At 55.0% G+C, this 18585-nt stretch carries 16 protein-coding genes; 1 reads left to right on the forward strand and 15 read right to left on the reverse strand.

Features of this window, described 5'->3' with window-relative positions; genetic code table 11:
- Positions 1 to 15 precede the first annotated feature (15 nt).
- The 7 genes from hisS to BCV73_RS20210 form a co-directional block, all read right to left on the reverse strand.
- Complete coding sequence (gene hisS, locus BCV73_RS20185; RefSeq protein WP_089548343.1) at positions 16 to 1281, reverse strand: histidine--tRNA ligase; 1266 nt, start codon at positions 1279 to 1281, stop codon at positions 16 to 18.
- A 612-nt stretch (positions 1282 to 1893) separates the two neighbouring features.
- A complete protein-coding gene (locus BCV73_RS20190; protein ID WP_089548344.1) occupies positions 1894 to 2352 on the reverse strand; it encodes a hypothetical protein in 459 nt (152 codons plus the stop codon).
- Positions 2353 to 2423: 71 nt separating this feature from the next.
- Positions 2424 to 2930: a type 1 glutamine amidotransferase domain-containing protein gene (locus BCV73_RS20195; protein WP_076176996.1), complete on the reverse strand. Its 507-nt coding sequence runs from the start codon at positions 2928 to 2930 to the stop codon at positions 2424 to 2426.
- A gap of 17 nt (positions 2931 to 2947) precedes the next feature.
- Positions 2948 to 3145, reverse strand: coding sequence for a hypothetical protein (locus tag BCV73_RS20200; protein WP_089548345.1), 198 nt, complete (start codon positions 3143 to 3145; stop codon positions 2948 to 2950).
- 72 nt (positions 3146 to 3217) lie between these two features.
- Positions 3218 to 3379, reverse strand: coding sequence for a hypothetical protein (locus BCV73_RS35115; RefSeq protein ID WP_163879807.1), 162 nt, complete (start codon positions 3377 to 3379; stop codon positions 3218 to 3220).
- Positions 3380 to 3449: 70 nt separating this feature from the next.
- A complete protein-coding gene (gene dtd, locus BCV73_RS20205; protein ID WP_089548346.1) occupies positions 3450 to 3896 on the reverse strand; it encodes a D-aminoacyl-tRNA deacylase in 447 nt (148 codons plus the stop codon).
- Between the two features lie 106 nt (positions 3897 to 4002).
- Positions 4003 to 6180 carry a RelA/SpoT family protein gene (locus BCV73_RS20210; RefSeq protein WP_076176994.1) on the reverse strand — a complete coding sequence of 726 codons (2178 nt, stop codon included), beginning with the start codon at positions 6178 to 6180 and terminating at the stop codon, positions 4003 to 4005.
- Between the two features lie 279 nt (positions 6181 to 6459).
- On the opposite strand from BCV73_RS20210, the gene uraA reads away from it, so the two are divergent.
- On the forward strand, positions 6460 to 7782 hold the full coding sequence (uraA, locus tag BCV73_RS20215) for a uracil permease (protein ID WP_089548347.1): 1323 nt from the start codon (positions 6460 to 6462) through the stop codon (positions 7780 to 7782).
- 133 nt (positions 7783 to 7915) lie between these two features.
- Here uraA and BCV73_RS20220 read toward each other — a convergent pair whose 3' ends face one another.
- The 8 genes from BCV73_RS20220 to recJ all read right to left on the reverse strand — a co-directional run bounded on the left by BCV73_RS20220 (position 7916) and on the right by recJ (position 18551).
- Complete coding sequence (locus BCV73_RS20220; RefSeq protein ID WP_256992918.1) at positions 7916 to 9496, reverse strand: FAD-dependent oxidoreductase; 1581 nt, start codon at positions 9494 to 9496, stop codon at positions 7916 to 7918.
- Between the two features lie 57 nt (positions 9497 to 9553).
- Complete coding sequence (locus tag BCV73_RS20225) at positions 9554 to 10255, reverse strand: N-acetylmannosamine-6-phosphate 2-epimerase (protein WP_256993155.1); 702 nt, start codon at positions 10253 to 10255, stop codon at positions 9554 to 9556.
- Positions 10256 to 10299: 44 nt separating this feature from the next.
- A complete protein-coding gene (locus BCV73_RS20230; RefSeq protein WP_089548349.1) occupies positions 10300 to 11844 on the reverse strand; it encodes a DUF4127 family protein in 1545 nt (514 codons plus the stop codon).
- A gap of 38 nt (positions 11845 to 11882) precedes the next feature.
- Positions 11883 to 12710 (reverse strand): carbohydrate ABC transporter permease, encoded by an 828-nt coding sequence (locus BCV73_RS20235; protein WP_256992920.1) that lies wholly within the window; start codon positions 12708 to 12710, stop codon positions 11883 to 11885.
- Between the two features lie 17 nt (positions 12711 to 12727).
- The gene (locus tag BCV73_RS20240) at positions 12728 to 13609 is read right to left on the reverse strand and encodes a carbohydrate ABC transporter permease (RefSeq protein WP_089548351.1); all 882 of its coding nucleotides are present in this window, start codon (positions 13607 to 13609) and stop codon (positions 12728 to 12730) included.
- 71 nt (positions 13610 to 13680) lie between these two features.
- On the reverse strand, positions 13681 to 15006 hold the full coding sequence (locus BCV73_RS20245) for an ABC transporter substrate-binding protein (RefSeq protein ID WP_076176989.1): 1326 nt from the start codon (positions 15004 to 15006) through the stop codon (positions 13681 to 13683).
- 440 nt (positions 15007 to 15446) lie between these two features.
- Positions 15447 to 15965 (reverse strand): adenine phosphoribosyltransferase, encoded by a 519-nt coding sequence (locus BCV73_RS20250; RefSeq protein ID WP_089550334.1) that lies wholly within the window; start codon positions 15963 to 15965, stop codon positions 15447 to 15449.
- A gap of 186 nt (positions 15966 to 16151) precedes the next feature.
- Positions 16152 to 18551 (reverse strand): single-stranded-DNA-specific exonuclease RecJ, encoded by a 2400-nt coding sequence (gene recJ, locus BCV73_RS20255; protein ID WP_089548352.1) that lies wholly within the window; start codon positions 18549 to 18551, stop codon positions 16152 to 16154.
- Positions 18552 to 18585 lie beyond the last annotated feature (34 nt).

Below are 18585 nucleotides of genomic sequence, written 5' to 3' on the forward strand. Positions count from 1 at the left end.
TTTTAATTGGTATATTTATTCAGCCTTATCGGCGGATTTACGTAATGCCAAATGCAGTTCGCTGAGCTTCACCGTCTGCTGCTCGCCGGTTTCCATCGACTTCAGGGCGATTTCCCCGCGCGACAGCTCGTCGTCCCCGAGAATCGCGGTATAACGCGCCTTCAGGCGGTCAGCGGACTTCATCTGCGCTTTCATCTTGCGGCCCAGGTAGTCACGCTCTGCCGCAAAGCCTTCCTTGCGCAGCAGGTACAGCTGCTTGGTGATTTCGCGGTCGGCTACTTCGCCTAGGGCCACCAGGTACACGTCCAGCGGCTTCACCGCTTGAAGGTCGATCTCCTGCTTGTCGAGGATCAGCAGGATCCGCTCGAGGCCAATGCCGAATCCGATGCCCGGCTGGTCCGGACCGCCGATTTCGCCGACGAGGCCGTTATAGCGCCCGCCGCCGCCGATCGTATCGATCGCGCCGATGCCCTGCGCCTTGTATTCGAAGGCGGTGTGGGTGTAATAGTCCAAGCCGCGTACCAGCCGGTGGTTGACCTTGAAGTCGACCTCCATCGCGGTGAGGTACGCCTTCACCTGCTCGAAGTGGGTGGTGCACTCCTCGTCCAGACTGTCCAGAATCGATGGCGCATCGACGAATTTGTCCTGGTCGATCTTGCAGTCCAGCACCCGCATCGGGTTGCGCTCCATCCGCGACTGGCAGTCCTTGCACAGCGTGTCTTTCATCGGCGTCAGAAACGCGAGCAGCTTCTCGCGGTACGCCGCCCGGCTGGCGGGATTGCCCACGGAGTTGATTTCCACGGTCACGCCCTGCAGGCCGAGGTCTTTGCAGAACTGGTATCCGAGCGAGACAACTTCCGCATCGATGGCCGGATCCACTGCACCGAATGCCTCGATCCCAAACTGGTGGAACTGACGGTAACGTCCCGCCTGAGGACGCTCGTAGCGGAACATCGGGCCAATGTAGTAAAGCTTGGTGACATCGGGTTCACCGTACAGCTTGTTTTCGACGTAGGAGCGGACCACGCCGGCAGTGCCTTCCGGGCGCAGCGTCATGCTGCGGTCGCCCTTGTCCTTGAACGTGTACATCTCTTTTTCGACGATATCCGTCGTTTCGCCAACGCCGCGTTCAAACAGTTCGGTCTGCTCAAACATCGGCGTGCGGATTTCGCGGTAATTGAACCGCCGGCACAAATCTCTGGCTTTTTCTTCGACAAACTGCCATTTCTCCACCGTGCCCGGCAGCAAATCCTGCGTGCCCGTCGGTTTTTGGTAAGCCATAGCAACCCCTCTTTTCATAGATCATTTGTGGCTAGACAAAAAAATCCCTCACCCCTGCGCTTGAACAAGCCAACAGGGACGAGAGATCGTTATTCATTGATTCCCGTGGTACCACCCACATTCCGGATACTTCTTATGTATCCGCTCCAAACGATTAACGCCCGTTCAGCGCAGCACGTCTACTCATGATCTGGAACAGCGCACATCCTGCGCCGCAAGCCACTTTCGCCGCCTGTTCTCGGGGAAGTCATTCATCCGGTCATCCATAGAATCCTCTCAGCCTAAGGGATTCCTCTCTGCATGGTGGGGCACGGACTACTTGGTCCCGTCATCAAATCGATTTTAGATTATTTTTAGATTGTAATGAACCGCTGCACTAAAGTCAAGAGCCTCTGTCACAAATTGGATGCAGATGTCAATTTACAGACTTTTCAGCAAAGAAAAAACCTACAATCCATATTGTAGGTTCAATAAGGTAATATATTAAAAAAGGGGGTCATGCTGTTATTATAGACAGCCAATATTAAGGAAATATGAAACTAATATTACAGTTATATTACATAAAAGAAAGCGCTTTATCCAGCGCTTTCTTTGCATCGATTTGTGAGGAAATCAGTCGAAAATTTCCACATAACCGCCGCTTGCCCGCAGTTTATTGACAACGTCCTGATAAGAATCGTCAGGCACTTTGGCAGCAAGGACGTACTCCAGGTCCCGGTAGTCCTCATCGTCCAGGGACACGTCCACCGCTCCCGAGAGCAGGTCGCCTCCCTCGTCCGCACGGCGTTCGCGGTCCTCCTCGGACAGCTCGTCCGGATCCCGGTCGTCCACCACAGGGATGCCTGCGGCCGGGTAAGCGGTAGGCACGCCTACCGCACCTGACGTTCCTGCAGCATTGGAGCTGCCGCTAAAATTGACGGGGGCGATTGGAAGCAGGATGCGGCGGTCACTGCCGATGCCCTCTCCAAGCCGGCTTACCTCCAGGTGCTCCGTTTGGAAGCCAATCAGCTTCGTTTTTGCGCTTTCCGCGTCATCCTCGGTTTTGAAGTACGCTTGAATTTGCTTCGTCATGATACATTACCTCCATCTCTATTTAAAATCATGAATCACAAAACGAAAGCTTCCAAGGCACTCCCGGAGCCTTACAGCACGTTCAGCAGTTCCCGGACAAAGGCCGGTTCGTCTTTGGGAGTCCGTGAAGTGATGAAGTTGCCGTCCAGGACGACTTCCTCATCCTTAAATTCCGCGCCTGCGTTCACCATGTCATCCTGAAGCGGCGGGTACGAGGTGATCGTTCTGCCTTTCAGCAGACCGGCGCTGATTAAAATTTGCGGGCCGTGGCAAATCGCGGCGATCGGCTTGCCGGCGCTGTTGATCTCCTTCACGAAGTTCAGCACATCCTTGTTCAGCCGCAGGTTCTCCGGAGAAGAGCCTCCGGGAATGACGACGGCATCATAATCGGCCGCCTTCGCATCCGCGATAGCTTTGTCCGCCGTATACGAGGCTTCGCCGTTTTTACCGGTCAGCTTCTCACCCTGCTGGAGGCCGATAATATCCGTGTCATGGCCCGCTTTGTTGACTTCATCATATGGGACTTTCATTTCCGAATCTTCAAATGCGTTCGCTAGTAAAAATGCAACCTTGCTCATGGAATATCGTTCTCCTTTCATGGATAAGTGGTCCACGCCTTGTTATTACCCGAATCGCGCACGTTTATAACATGCTCGCGGATCCAATCGCGAGGAAAGAAAGGAGAAGAGGCGGAATTTTCGGTTTGCAAGCTGATCAAGTCATTTTGGGGGTGGATATTCGTAATAAACTTGGGGTCGATCATCTCAAATAACTGCAAAAAGCTCTTTTCCACAGAAAAGAACCCTCTTTCGCAATAAAAGAGGGTTCTGCTCGGTTCTATTTACTTGAAACAATCATGGGCCGACTACCGGATGGTCTGCTGCCGGCCGATTCCCTTCGTGTACAAGGTCCATAAGGGAAACGGGATTTCCCGTACAGCCTGCATCGTCTTGGCGGCCTCGTGCAGCGAGGCGACCGGCGCAAGCGGCAGCGACTGCAGCGTTTGGGTCTGAACGGATTGGCGCATATTGGATGAACTCCTTATGTGTATATAAATGGCGGATGCTCATCCCTATTTTGCCCGATATTTACCTTTTCTATGCCCCTCTGCTGTCGATAATCAGCGTGACCGGCCCCCAGTTGGTAAAGGTGACGTCCATCATCGCCCCGAACCGGCCGGTGGCGACCTCAAGCCCTTTGTCTCTGAGCTCGCGGTTGAATTGTTCGTACAAACCCTCCGCGATATCCGGTTTGGCCGCGGCCATGAAGTTCGGACGTTTGCCTTTGCGGCAGTCGCCGTACAGGGTGAACTGCGACACGGACAGTATGCCCCCGCCAACTTCCATGACGCTGTAGTTCATTTTCCCCTCATCATCTTCAAAAATGCGCAGCCCGGCAACCTTATCAGCCAAATATTTCGCGTCTTTCTCCGTGTCCTCATGGGTCACGCCGACGAGCACCATCAGCCCCTGGCCGATCGCCCCCATGACCTCCCCATCTACCGTAACCTGCGCTTCCTTACAGCGCTGTACAACCACTTTCATGCTGTCTCTCTACGCTCCTTCGCTTGTTCCGCTCCCTGGGCACCTGAGTTGTCAACGTATGCTCCGGTGAGCAGTGTGCATTCCCCAGGCCCCTTACTGAATATCCTTACTGAATGATCCGGTGTACGGTGTACACATCCTTCACGCGCTTGATCCGTTCCACGACCGACTGCAAATGATCGGTGTTGCGGATCAGGATCGTCATGTGGATGAGCGCCATTTTGTTTTTGTCCGAGCGCCCGGTCACTGCGGAAATGTTCGTTTTGCTCTCCGATACCGCCTGAAGCACCTCGTTCAGTAGCCCGTTCCGGTCATGTCCCGTAATTTCGATATCGACGCTGTAATTCGCCTCGATCTCGGTTTCCCACTCGACTTCGATCACGCGTGCGGCTTCTTCACCGTCGCCCGACGCCGGAATGTTCGGACAGTCCGAGCGGTGCACCGATACGCCGCGGCCGCGGGTGACGTAACCGACGATGTCGTCGCCGGGCACCGGATTGCAGCAGCGGGCGAACCGCACAAGCAGGTTGTCGATCCCCTTGACCCGGACGCCGTTGGTCGGGCGCGATCTCTTCTCGGCCGGCTTGATTTCCTTCTTCTCGGTCGTGAGCTCCAGCAGGCTGGCTTCCTCCTGCTCCTTGCGGAGCCGCTCCGTCAGGCGGGTACAAATCTGCGCTGCGGTAATGCCGCCAAAGCCGACGCCCGACAGCATGTCTTCGATATCGTTGAACGAAAACTTTTTCGCCACTTCCAGCAGCTTCTCGTCCGTCATCCATTCAGAGATGTCCAGGCCGCGGCCCTTCAGCTCGCGCTCGACCATTTCGCGGCCCTTCTCCACGTTCTCTTCCCGTTTTTCCTTCTTGAACCACTGCTTGATCTTGCTTCGCGCATGCGAAGATTGGGCAATCTTCAGCCAGTCGCCGCTCGGTCCGTAAGAATGCTTGGACGTCAAAATCTCAACGATATCCCCGGTTTTGAGACGGTGATCCAGCGGTACGATCCGCCCGTTCACCTTGGCCCCGATGGTCCGGTTTCCGACCTCCGTATGAATCCGGTAAGCAAAATCCAGCGGCACCGAGCCGGAAGGCAGCTCAATGACTTCGCCTTTTGGCGTAAACACAAAAACAAGATCCGAGAAAAAATCCATTTTGAGCGATTCCACAAATTCCGAAGCGTCCTTGGCTTCATGCTGCAGCTCCAGAATTTCGCGGAAAAAGGTCATTTTATTCTCAAAGTTGCCGCCGACGGCGGTTGTACCTTCTTTATAAGCCCAGTGGGCCGCGATCCCGTACTCGGCGGTGCGGTGCATTTCCCAGGTCCGGATCTGAACCTCGGTCGGCTCACCGTTAGGTCCGACTACGGTCGTATGCAGCGACTGGTACATGTTGGCCTTCGGCATGGCGATATAGTCCTTGAACCGGCCCGGCATCGGCTTCCACAGGGTATGAATAATTCCCAGGGTGGCATAACAGTCTTTAATGTTATCCACAATAATACGGATCGCGAGCAAATCGTAGATTTCGTTGAACTGCTTGTTTTTGGTCGTCATTTTATTAAAGACGCTGTAGATATGCTTCGGCCGTCCCGACAAATCGCCCTCAATGCCCATTTCCTCCAGCTTTTCGCGGATCCGGACGATGACGTTTTCGACGAACTGCTCACGCTCAGCCTTCTTCTTGTGGATCAGGTTGGCGATGCGGTAATACTGCTGCGGATTGAGGTAACGGAGCGACAAATCCTCCATTTCGCTCTTGATCGCTGAAATACCGAGACGGTCGGCAATCGGACAAAAGATTTCGAGCGTCTCATAAGCGATCCGCCGCTGACTCTCCTCGGACTGGTATTTCAGTGTCCGCATATTGTGCAGGCGGTCGGCCAGCTTGATGACGATGACACGAATATCCTGCGCCATCGCGATAAACATTTTACGGTAATTCTCGTTCTGCTGTTCTTCCTTGGAACGGAACTGGATTCGCTCCAGCTTGGTCAGTCCATCGACAAGCATGGCACAGGTGGCGCCAAATCGGGTACGGATATCCTCGAGCGATACGGTCGTGTCCTCGACCACGTCATGAAGAAGCGCGGCGACGATGGAGGTCGTATCCATCATCAAGTTCACGACAATATCTGCAACCGCAAGCGGATGCAGGATATAAGGCTCGCCTGATTTGCGCACCTGACCGTGATGGGCCTGTTCCGCAAATTCATAGGCTTCCCTGATGCGGTCCAAATCCGGCTCTTTTATATAGGCTCCAGCCTTTTCAAGTAATCGCTCTATGCCCATTCTAGTCGTTTCCGTTTCCCTTCTATATAAAATAGAACCCGCGTCATAATCCATCTTTGCAGGTTCTGTCATGTAATGATTTTATATAATTATGACGCTTGAACGGCGTTACGTCAACATTTCCTGCCAGGAACAGGAAGCCTGGGAACAACAAACAAGTTTTTTGGCCAAATTGCGCCCCGGGAGTGAAAAAAAAGATTGAAAAATGTCATAATTCCAGATAAATTAGATTGAATGAATTTATTGATATGGACGAAATCACGTATGGGAGTGAACGAATTGCAACGCGAAATTCAAGTCAATGAGAAGCTTCCGTTTGGACCGGGGCTGCTGCTCAGCCTGCAGCACCTCTTCGCCATGTTCGGAAGCACGGTGCTCGTGCCGAACCTGTTCGGCGTCGATCCGGGCATGATCCTGCTGATGAACGGGATCGGCACCCTGCTGTACATCCTGATCTGCCGGGCCAAGATTCCGGCGTATCTGGGCTCCAGCTTTGCTTTCATTTCTCCGGTGCTGGCCGTGCTCGGCAACAATCCGAAGGAAAATTACCCGCTGGCCCTGGGCGCCTTCATCATTACGGGTATCATCTTCGTCATCGTGGGCCTGATCGTCCAGTTCGCGGGAACGGGCTGGATCGACGTCGTGTTCCCGCCGGCCGCCATGGGCGCGATCGTCGCCACGATCGGACTGGAGCTGGTGCCGACTGCGGCAGGCATGGCCGGACTGCTTCCGAAGTCAGACGCGGCTTCCGGCGCGATGACCTATGACATGAACAGCATCATTTTATCCATGACGACGCTCGGCGTAACTGTCATCGGCGCGGTTCTGTTCCGCGGATTTCCGAAGATCATCCATATTCTGATCGGTATCGTCGTCGGATACGTCCTGTCCTTCTTTATGCCAGGCATGGTTAATAAGGACGCGATCGCCAGCGCCCACTTCCTCACGATGCCGACGGTCACCACGCCAAGCTGGGACTGGGCCGCCATCATGACCATTATCCCGGTATCCCTGGTTGTTATCGTCGAGCACATCGGCCACCTGCTAGTAACAAGCAACATCGTCGGCAAAGACTTGTCGAAGGATCCGGGACTGAACCGCTCGCTGCTGGGCAACGGCATTTCGACCATCCTTTCCGGCTTTGTCGGCTCCACGCCGAACACGACGTACGGGGAAAATATCGGCGTCATGGCGCTGACCAAAGTATATTCGGTCTTCGTCATCGGCGGCGCGGCCGTCATCGCGATCCTGCTGTCCTTCTCGGGCACGGTCTCTTCGGTTATCGCGAACATTCCGACGCCGGTCATGGGCGGTGTATCCCTGCTGCTGTTCGGCGTCATCGCCGCTTCCGGTCTGCGGATCTTCGTCGAGCAAAAGGTCGATTTCTCCAAGCCGACCAACATGATCCTGGCGACGCTGGTTCTGGTCGTCGGCATCAGCGGCGTTCAGCTCAACATTGGCCCCGTTCAATTTAAAGGCATGGCGCTCGCCACGGTCGTGGGCATCGTGCTCAGCCTGTTCTTCAAGCTGATTGAGGTCACCGGGCTGTCCAATGAACCGGGCGGCAAAGAGCAGGAACTGGTGGAGAAAATTCCGGATTGAGTGACAAGGGATCGGAACAACAGTTGAACCGCCAACCCACAAATAAAAAGCAGACGTAACGCAAGAAAGCCGGACAAGCATCCGAAAGATGCCGTCCGGCTTTTTCGTATATTTATGGCGTAAATCAGGGCATCTACATTTCCAATGTCCCTTCCGGCCAGTGAAGCTGAACCCCATATCGCTCCAGCATCGCCTGGTAATCGCATAAATGCGCTGCCGAGGCCCTTACTTCACGCGGAGGAATGCCGTGCATCACCGCATAAGCGGCTAATAGTCCCGCGGATTCGCCGATGTTCCATTCCGTCGGATGCAGCCGGTAGCAGCCATTGGCGATCTGCGTCATGCCGATATTTTTGCATGCCGGAAGCAGGTTGGTCATCCGCACCGGAATCAGCGATCCGAGCGGAATTTCATAAGGATAGTTCGGAATGAAAAAAGCCCGCTGGTTCACCGTCGTCGGATGCAGGTCTAAATAATAGCTTCCGACGCCGACGCTGTCCTCATACCGCTTGATCCCCTTCGCGCCGCGAAGCTCCTGGCTGACATCATGCTCGGTGATCGTGTACTGCGCGCGGATCCGCCGCGACTCCCGGATATAAGGGGACTTCGCCAAGCCGTCTTCCGTGCCGAGTACGTCGCCTCGCAGCCGGATGCCTGGATACCCGTATCCCCCGTCAAGCCGGGGAGCTTCGGTCTGCAGCCAGTACACAAGCGATAGCGTAAGCCCGCGGGCCGCCTCCAGATGACGCGTGCGCTCTTGCTCCGATACGCCGATCACAGGCCCCAGATAATAATCGTTCATCGGCCAGTTAAGCAGCGTCACCTCGCCGTCGCTTAGCGGCACGCTCCACAGGGAGGGGTCCACGATCCGCCGGTAATCCCACAGCGACATGATCCCTTGATCGTTCGGAAACATCGTAAACCGCCGCAATTTGGACGTATCCTCGGCTTCGTTCGCATACCAGCTTAAGATCGGATACGTGGAAAATGAGGGCTTGTATTCATGCCAAAAATCATAGCTGTCCGGCTTCGGGATCGTAAAGTTTCCGTCTGGGATGTATTCCACGGCCGCCACATGGGTGATGGACTGCATATCGAGCGGATCGGCTTCCTCCAGTGCGTGCGGCTCGTTCGTTTCACTGCGCCCCTCAGCTCCGCTCACATATTCCGCGCCGGTCAGGGGAAGCAGCTCACCCGTTTCGGTCGCGTCCAGAAAATACGCGCCTCTCAGCTTATACCTGGTTTGCCCATCTGTCTTCTCCACCGTTACCGACGCCACCTGATCACCTGCCGTCTCGCAGTGAACAGGATGCGAGTTAAGCAGCACCTGGATCCGGCGGGTGTTCACGTACGGGGCCAGCATATCCTCCAGCACCTGCAGGGCAACCTTCGGCTCATGCGCCACCCTGCTGACCCAGGCGTTCCCCGGATTGAGCTCCGGGTCGTTTAGCGCCTGCTCGTTGAGCGGGTAGTTGCGTTTGTAATAATCCCTGACCCGGTTTCTGAACTCCCGGTAGGATGCCGTGCAGCCGAAGCTTTCGATCCAGCGGTGCTCATCGGGAGGAACCGCCTGCGAGGTCAGCTGCCCTCCGATCCAATCGGTCTCCTCGGTCACGACCACCTTCATCCCGGCTTTGGCCGCCGCCAGGGCGGCTGACGTTCCGCCGAGTCCTCCGCCGATGATAATGACATCAGCCACCAGCTCTTGAATCAACGTTATCCACGCTCCTTTCCTTATTAGCCAGTCATATTCAGTGGACGCCCGTCCTTCTCATGCTCTCAGCGACTGGGCCGCCTTCCGGGCCGCGTTCGAGAAGCGCCGCGTGATCTGCTGCGGTCTGGAAATGGCCCCGCCCACAACGACGGCGTGCGCACCGAGCTTGAGCGCCTCCTCAACCTGGTAGGGTTCGTGGATCCGGCCTTCGGCAATGAGCGGAATGCTCAGCCGGGCCGCCGCTTCTTCAACCAGCTTCAGGTCGGGACCTTCGAGCTGCGGCGAATAATCCGTATATCCCGACAGCGTCGTCGATACGCAGCTGACGCCGAGGGAAGCGGCATGAACAGCTTCATCCAGCGTCGAAACATCCGCCATGCTGGCAACGCCCGCCTGCTTCATCCGCCGGATCAGATCCTCCAGCCGGGCCCCGCCGGGCCGACTACGTCCCGTCGCGTCAAAAGCGATCATGTCTGCGCCAGCCTCAAGCAGCTCCTCCACCTCCTTGAGCGTAGGCGTAATATAAACGTCCGATCCCGCATACTCCCGCTTGATGATCCCGATCACCGGGATCGAAACCGCAGCCTTGATCGCCCGGACGTCGTCCGCCCCGTTGGCACGGATCGCCGACGCTCCGCCTTCTTCGGCGGCCTTGGCCATGCGGGCCATAATGTGCGCACCGTGCAGCGGCTCATCCGGCAGCGCCTGGCAGGATGCGATCAGGCAGTATCGCAGAGATTGCAGTATTGGCTCCAGTATGTCCACCCTCTCTCATCTTTTTATGTGGCTTATCAAAGCCACTATTATCTATATATCGGCGGTTTCACATGAAAACGCGCTTGTAGTCCTACTTCGAAGGTACGATTCCAAGGCATGAAGCAATCCGTGATCTCCACCACCCCTTGATCGCTGTTTATGCGCTGATCCAGCATTTCTCCTAGGCGTTCCTTGACCAGCCTGGACACTTTACCGCGCTGGCCGTCCAGTTCGAACACGCTAAGCCCCAGCTGCTCAACCAGACCAGCGTTCAGCTCCATCCGGACACCCGCGCAATAGCAGACATCCTCGGCATACCGCAGCGCCAGAAAGTCAAGATGCTCCTGCGTCCTGCCATAATGCAGGTACAGCATGGATTGTGAAATGACCGTTCCCAGCGAATTGGAGCTCGTATTCCATCCGGCATAACCCGCCAGGTTAAACAGCATCCCTTTTTGCCGCAGCAGCTTCACCAGCTTCAAATCGCCGCCGTTCGCATACCCGACGTCCGCGACAGCTGCCGGCGCGCCGTGAACCTTCATCACATAATCCCCGTACTCCACCAGCTCGATAATGTTCCGGTTGATGTCGTAACCGAAGAACGGGTGCTCCTGGGACGCGGCTTCGACCATCGTTTCACCCGGCGTATTCACGAGCAGCACCAAGTCTGACTCGCTGCAGCCGGACCCGATTAAGCCGCCCGCCGCCATGATTTGATACTTCAGCGTCTCATAGAAGTACCGGTCCTCGTACAGCGGTGTGACAAAGCTGCCCTGAACCGCAGCAAGGCGCGGATAAATGAGCGGCGTGCTTCCCTTGATTTCGTTGACCATGCGAGCCAGCAGGGTGCATCCGACCTCATCGGCGCCGGGATACATGTAAGCCCGCAGCTCCACATCGAGCTCAGAGATTTGCGCTCTGACCTTCTGCTGATCCTTGGCCGTATAACCGTATGGCGCCGAATCGTCTTGAGGGAAAATCATAAAATCAATGCCGCCGTCTGCAATCACATCCAGCACGCGGCCGATCGCCTCGATGTTCACCGACCTGCGGTCCAGGTAATCCTGCAGCACATCAACGGGCAGCCGGGTATCGATCTCGGCCAGTTCCATGCTTTCTTCCGCCGTGGCCAGCCCCAGCTCCTGCCGGTGGCTGATAAAGCCTTTCCGGAAGATTTCCCGGCCCCAGTCGCCGTAGTAATCCGGCTCCTCATCGGCGATCGAATACTGCGGACAGCGCATGATCAACTGAAAGGCAAAGAGCCGCAAGTTCGGATTCCGTGCCTTCAGCCGTCGCAGCCGGTCCACCCGGTTCGCAAGCTCCCCCGGCTTCAGGTAATGCAGGCGCGACGGGATGATGCCGCCGTACAGCAGCGTGTCTATGGCGACGATGGCCCCGTCGGCGTCAGCGGCCTCCTGTTCCAGCCAGGCCCACAACCTTTCGGTATCGCCCGGGCGCTTTTTGAGACCCATCATGTCCATCGGCGGCCGGACCATCTCAAACTCGGTTCCCTGCGCCAGCATATACGGGAATTCATAGTTGCAGGGACGTTCGTCTAGAGGGACGAACACCAGTTTGTGACTCTTCTCCATGTCTGCAAGCTTCCTTTCCTAGCGTAAATTAGCCCATCTTACCCCTTGATCGCGCCCGCCATGCCTTCCATGTAGTAACGCTGGGTAAACAGGAACACGATAATAATCGGCAGCACCGAGATCATCGTTCCCGCCGCGATCCATCCGAAATTGTAGGAGAATTGGCCGTTCAGGAACGTCAGCGCCGCAGCAAGCGGATACTTCTGCGGATCGTCCAGCACAACGATCGGCCACAGGAAGTTGTTCCAGAACGCCATCATTTCCAGCAGCGAAATGACCGCAATCGCCGGTTTTACCAAGGGCAGGATCAGCTGCAGCCAAATCCGGAACTCGGAGGCACCGTCCATTTTTCCCGAATCACGAACGTCCGAAGGAATCCCGAGAAAGGTCTGGCGCATCAAAAAGATGTTGAACACCGACACGGCCGAAGGCAGTACGACCCCCAGAAAGGACCCGGTTAAATGCAGAGACTGAATCGTCAGATAATGCACGATCATCGCTGTCGAAGACGGGATAATCATCGTGGCCACCAGTAAGGTAAACACGAGATCCCTTCCTTTGAAGCGAAAGGTCGCCAGCGGATACGCGGTCAGGCTGGAGAGAACCACGTTCGTCACAACCCCGAGCACCGTGATCACGACCGTATTATAGATATACTTCGGAAAGTTCATGAACTGCCAAACCTTCACGTAATTGTCGAAGTCAATGAACGTCGGCAGGATGGCCGGCGGGTTGGCGAACACGTTTTTCCCTGGCATCAAAGACACGCTGAGCAGCCAGAGAAACGGTCCCATCATAAACAGAGCCAGCGCGACCAGCAAAATATAGACGATCGTCAGCCGAACCCCTGTCTTCACTTGCTTCATCCCATGATTCGCTATCATCAGTATGGATTGACACCGCCTTTCCGGTTAAATCGGAACACGAGCACGCTGAATACGGCGATAATGACGCTGACGATGAGCCCCAGCGCCGACGCGTACCCGAAGTTGAACTGTTCCAGACCTTTTTGGAAAATATAGACGCTCGATGTCAGCGTTGATGTACCCGGTCCGCCTTTGGTCAAAATATAAACCTCGTCAAAGACGCGGATCGCCCCCATCAAAGAGATCAGGGTACAGAATAAAATGTGGGGTCTCAGCAGCGGAATCGTGATGTTCAGAATCAACCGCAGCCTGCTCGCTCCGTCCACCCGTGCCGCTTCGTACAGATCCGAAGGAATGCCCTGGAGTCCGGCCAGGTACAGCATCATGTAATAGCCCAGGCCCTTCCACATCGTAATGAACATAAGCACGAACAGTGCTGTACTGCTGGTGGCGAGCCAGGATACCTGGTCGCTGATGATACCTACTTTAATCAAAAGAAAATTAACGACCCCGTTGTTGCTCAGGAGCCAGCTCCAGATCAGCGCCACGGCGACCATGGAGGTCACGACTGGAATATAATAAGCGGTTCGGAAGAACTTCACGCCCGGGATTTTCCCGTTGACCAGAATCGCCATCAGGATGGACAAAATCTGGATGATCGGCACGACGATCACGTACAGCAGCGAATTCCACAGCGAAATGATGAAATTGTGGTCTTTAAACGCGTTCACAAAGTTATCGACACCGACATAATGCGTTTCGGAAATAACCGAGTAGTCCGTGAAGGACAGCGGGATACCGTAAATAATAGGCCAAAATACGAATACAGCGACAACCAGAAGTCCCGGGGCCATAAAAGCCCATGCCGTGAATGACTCCGACCGCATCCATTTGTACACTCTGTGATCACCACCTAACTAGAATGTACGGGGGAACCCAGTCCCCCGTACGCCTTCCGTCTAAGGGTCCCTTACTTCTTAAGCACCCCGTTGACTTCCTGTTCCATTGCATCCACCGTCGCTTTGACATCAGCCCCGTTCAGGAAAATTTTCTGCAGACCGCGGGCGATGGCGGAGTTGATATCCCCTGCGTTCGGCACGCCGACCATGTAGTCGACCGCCTTATCCAAGCTGTTGGCCGAAGCGATCTTGGCTTCCGCCTCCAGCGACTTGTCGGTTTCCGTAAAGAACGGATCCTTGATCGATTCCTTGGTGGACGGCAGCGTGTTGGCCGCTTTGGAGAACGACGTCTGATTTTCGGCATTCGTTACGAAGACCGCAAACTCGACCGCTTCCTTCTGATGCTTCGACTTGGCCGGAACGACCAGGTTCATGGAGTTCGACAAGCGGACATCGGCTTTTCCGGTCGGCAGCGGTACGGCAATCGTGTTCTTATACACGTCCGGAGCTGAAGTCTTCAGGAAGTTGATAAAAGTCGGACCGGCCAGCTCAAAGGCCACCTGCTCCCCGGAGTAATATTGGATCTGCTTCGTGAACGGAACGTCTTCTTTCATGATGACGCCGTCGGCGATGTTTTTCTGAATCGTTTCGATCATGCTGGTCATCTCAGGTGTGTTAAAGGCTGCGGCCGTTTTGTCATCATTCAGAATCGGAATGCCGTTGACCGGAAGCAGCTTCGAGGCGAACTGCTGCGAATATCCGAGCTTACCGGTTTTCGCCTTCACTTGGCGCGCCCAATCAGCCAGCTCCTCCATCGTTTTCGGCGGATTCGCCGGATCCAGGCCGGCTTCCTTCACGATTTTCGTGTTCATAAAGAGAACCTCGGTGCCTGTATACCAAGGTAGGGCATATGCCTTGCCGTCGATAACGGTGGAGTTGAAGATGCCGTCGAAATAAGCTCCCTTCTCTTCATCCGTCAGGAATCCGTTCAAATCGAGCACGGCTCCTTTGGAGCCCATCTGGCTGGCAAATTCGGTGTTCAGGTTCACGACGTCCGGGCTGTTGCCGCTGGCGATGCTGGTCAGCAGCTTGTTGGTCACCGCGTCATAAGGATAGTCCTTCCAATCGATCGTGACGCCCGGATGACTGCTCTGGTAATCGGCAATGAGCTTATTGAAGTAGTCCGTGAATGTAGGCTGCAGCGCGATGGTCCAAAACTCCAGCTTGACCGGATCGCTGCTCTTCGTCTCGGTGGACGGCTGCGGTTCGGAGGATTGCGATGGCGGAGCATCCGCCTTATTCCCTCCTCCACAAGCGCTGAGTACGACCGACAACAGCATGACAGACAGCAAAGTCAGAACAAATCCTCTACTTCTACCTCTTCCCTGTTTCCTCATTAGCAATGGCCTCCCCTTTGATCATAAAAGATGATTCCAAGCATGTGTTTCCTGCTTTAGGCAGATTATAGCAAACCGCATAAAAATAAAAAAGATATTTTTCATATTTATTAAAAAAAGTGGAGTTATTTTCCCAAATAGATTCATCCAGCTCCGTTCCTAATGCAGCCACTTTTCAACAAAAGCTCAATATATGGCAGCGGCAAACTCTGCCGCTCTACAGCGAACCTGCGTTCAAGCCTAATGAGACGAAATCAGCGTTGCTCCTTTATGTGCGCATAATTCCAAGGATTCTATTGTAAGTAGACTCAGACGCAACTATATACTGAGTGTACAGCGGCGCCGGCATCCAATCATAATAACAAAAAAAGAGCCGCCTGAAAGTCATTTCGACTTCAGACAGCTCTTCGTTTATTTCCCGGGAAACGAACTCCCGGTTTTTAATCTTCGTAGGACATGAGGGAGAATACTTCCACGCCTGGCAGCTTGTCGCGTCCCTTCAAAGCTTCAAGCTCAATCATGAACGCTGCCCCAACCACGTTGCCGCCCAGTTGGTTAACCAGACTTACGGATGTGGAAATGGTTCCGCCCGTGGCAAGCAGATCGTCAGCGATCAGAACGTTTTGGCCTTTCTTGATCGCGTCGGTGTGCATGGCCAGCTTATCCTTGCCATATTCGAGATCATAACCGACTTCAATCGTTTCGTAAGGCAGCTTGCCGCTCTTGCGGATCGGCGCGAATCCGACGCCCAGCGCGTATGCAAGCGGCGCCCCGACGACGAAGCCCCGGGCTTCCGGACCGGCAATGACATCGATTTTCAGGTGAGACACCATCGCCTTGATGTCATCGATGGCCTTTTTGTACATTTCCCCGTTTTGAAGCAGGGTCGTAATATCTTTAAAACTGATTCCAGCCACCGGGAAGTCCGGAATCACCCGGATATAATCTTTGTAATTCAACATAATCTCTCCTTCTAGAGTTTTACGAAGTAAAACTAACTCCGTAAGCGTTACTTGGTTTTACGAAGTAAACTGACTTCGTAAGCGTTGCTTCTTTTTACGAAGAAACGGACTCCGTAAGCGTTGCTTGAGGTCACGAAATGATACGGACCCTCGTAAGCATTCATTTCGACCAATCGTCTCCGGTCACGAAGCTCCCTGCATGCGGGAAATGAACCAGCTCGTGACCTGCGGCGTACTGGCATACAGCAGATGCTGTTCCATTTCCGCCAAGTTCCCTAGCGCAAGGAAATGGCGGGATGAAGCCAAATCACGCTTGGGCGGTTTAGGAATAAAACGGATAAGGCCTTCCTGCCTGTCTATAAAAGAAAGCTCCTCGAACACATCCATCATCTTCGTCACCATGCGGATGCTGCACGATGCCTGCTGACTGAGCCTCAATAAGGCGGTTTCTTCTTGGACGGGCTCGGCTGCAATTCTTGACAACAAAATATAGAGCTTCTTGAACTGATCCCTGTCCGGCACAGCGAGTCTCTCTCTCTTATGTACCTGATGAAGCAGAAATACGTTGGACAGTTTCGGAAAAGAAAACAGAACCGCATCCAGCTGCTCCGGCGTCTCCGGCGCGTTCAGCATGAACAGCGTCGTCACGTCGTCCTGGCCGGACCGCTCCTCGTTCGGATGATACGCCAAAATTCCAGCATTCTTATCATATACCCAAAGGGTGGATTCATTCAAACGGATTTTTGCCGGATCCAGAATCTCCCGTTCCAACACCGCGGCCACCTGCGTCGGCCCCAGTCTGAAGTGCGATCCGATCAGCTGGCTGACCCGGTCGATCTCCTGCCAAGGATCATTGGATCCGCGCAGGTCGAACACCTGCGGCTGCGTAAGCTTCAGATCCTGCAGCATCAGCTGCGGTCTGCGCGAACCGTTCCATTCATTGACGCTCATTTCGCCGAGCAGATCGAGCTCCGCGCCTTCCGTCAACACTTCGGCCAGCTCGCCTTTACCGAACGCGACCACTTCAAGGCGGATGCCGTCCTGCTGAACGACCAGCTTGAGGTGCTTGCTGTCACGTCCCATCTTCCGGGTCTCAAGAAGCCTGCAGTTTCGAAAAATAAACTTGGGCACAGGATTGGCCATACCGAAGGGCGACAGCATTTCCATCTCATCGATGACCGACAAGGGAACGTCCGACAGCCGCCACTCTCCGTCTGATGCCGCGACGGGAATAAAATCGGATTCGGTCAGAACCCCGGCGGCATACTCGTTCAGCGCCTGCTCGAAGGCATCCAGCTGATCCCTGTGCAGGCTCATGCCCGCAGCGGACGGATGGCCGCCATAATGGTCCATCAGCGATTTGCAGGAGGTCAGCGCCTCATAGATGTCGAGCCCCGGAATGGAGCGGGCTGACCCTTTGCACATGCCGGTATCCGGATCTATACCCAATATGATGACCGGGCGGTAATACCGTTCTAAAATTTTGGAAGCGACAATGCCGACGACGCCCACATTCCAGCCTTCTCCGGCCAGCACGATCACGTCGGGCACCCGGCTCCCATCGGTCTTGGCCAGAAGCTGGCTGGTCGCCTCCTGGACGATATCGTCGACCACCTGCTGCCGCTCCTTATTGAGTTCATCCAGCCCATGGGACAATCTTAATGCCTCATCCTCGTCTTCCGTCGTCAGCAAGGCTACGGCCGATCCTGCATGATCCAGCCTCCCGCTGGCATTAATGCGCGGGGCCATGCCGAAGGCGACATTGATCGATGTAACATTCCGCATCGTAATGCCCCCGACTTCCATGAGGGCGCGGATCCCCGGAAACGCAGAGCTGCGCATCTGCTCTAAGCCGCGGCTGACCAGGATGCGGTTCTCGCCGCTGAGCGGCATCAAGTCCGCAATGGTACCGATGGCCACAATTTCCGTCCATTCCACCGGCGGCTGGCCGAGCATCGCCTGGGTCAGCTTGTAAGCCACCCCGACCCCGGCCAGGCCTTTAAACGGGTATGGGCAGTTCGGCTGCTTCGGATTGATCAGCGCATAGGCGTCGGGCAGCACTTCCGGAGGCTCGTGGTGGTCGGTGACGATCACATCGATCCCGAGCGAGTTGGCATACGCGATCTGCTCGACGGCGCTGATGCCGGTATCAACTGTGATAATCAGGCTGACCCCCTGCTGATGCGCCCAATCCAGCGCATGGTTGTGCAGTCCGTACCCCTCATTGGAGCGGTGCGGAATATAGATGTCGTAGGACGCTCCAAGATAGCGCATGAAATGAATCATGAGCGAAGTACTGGATACACCGTCAGCGTCGTAATCCCCGTAGATTAATATATGTTCGCCGGTCTCGACCGCTTTTTGAATCCGTGGAACAGCCTCCTTCATGCCGAGCAGCAGGAACGGATCATGCAATGCGTCCAGGCTTCCGTTTAAGAACATGGCGGCATCCTCTGCACTGTTAATTCCTCTGGCCGCCAACAGCGAACCTACCAGAGGAGAAACCGACAGCTCCTGTGCCAGCCGTCCCGCCTTCTCCGGATCCGCTTCGGAAGTCAGCCATTCATATTTTGAATCAAACAATCGTCTTCACCTTTCTTTCCCCGCCCCGTCTTCT

The organism is Paenibacillus sp. SSG-1 (genome assembly GCF_002224835.1).
GTDB lineage: Bacteria > Bacillota > Bacilli > Paenibacillales > Paenibacillaceae > Paenibacillus_AQ > Paenibacillus_AQ favisporus.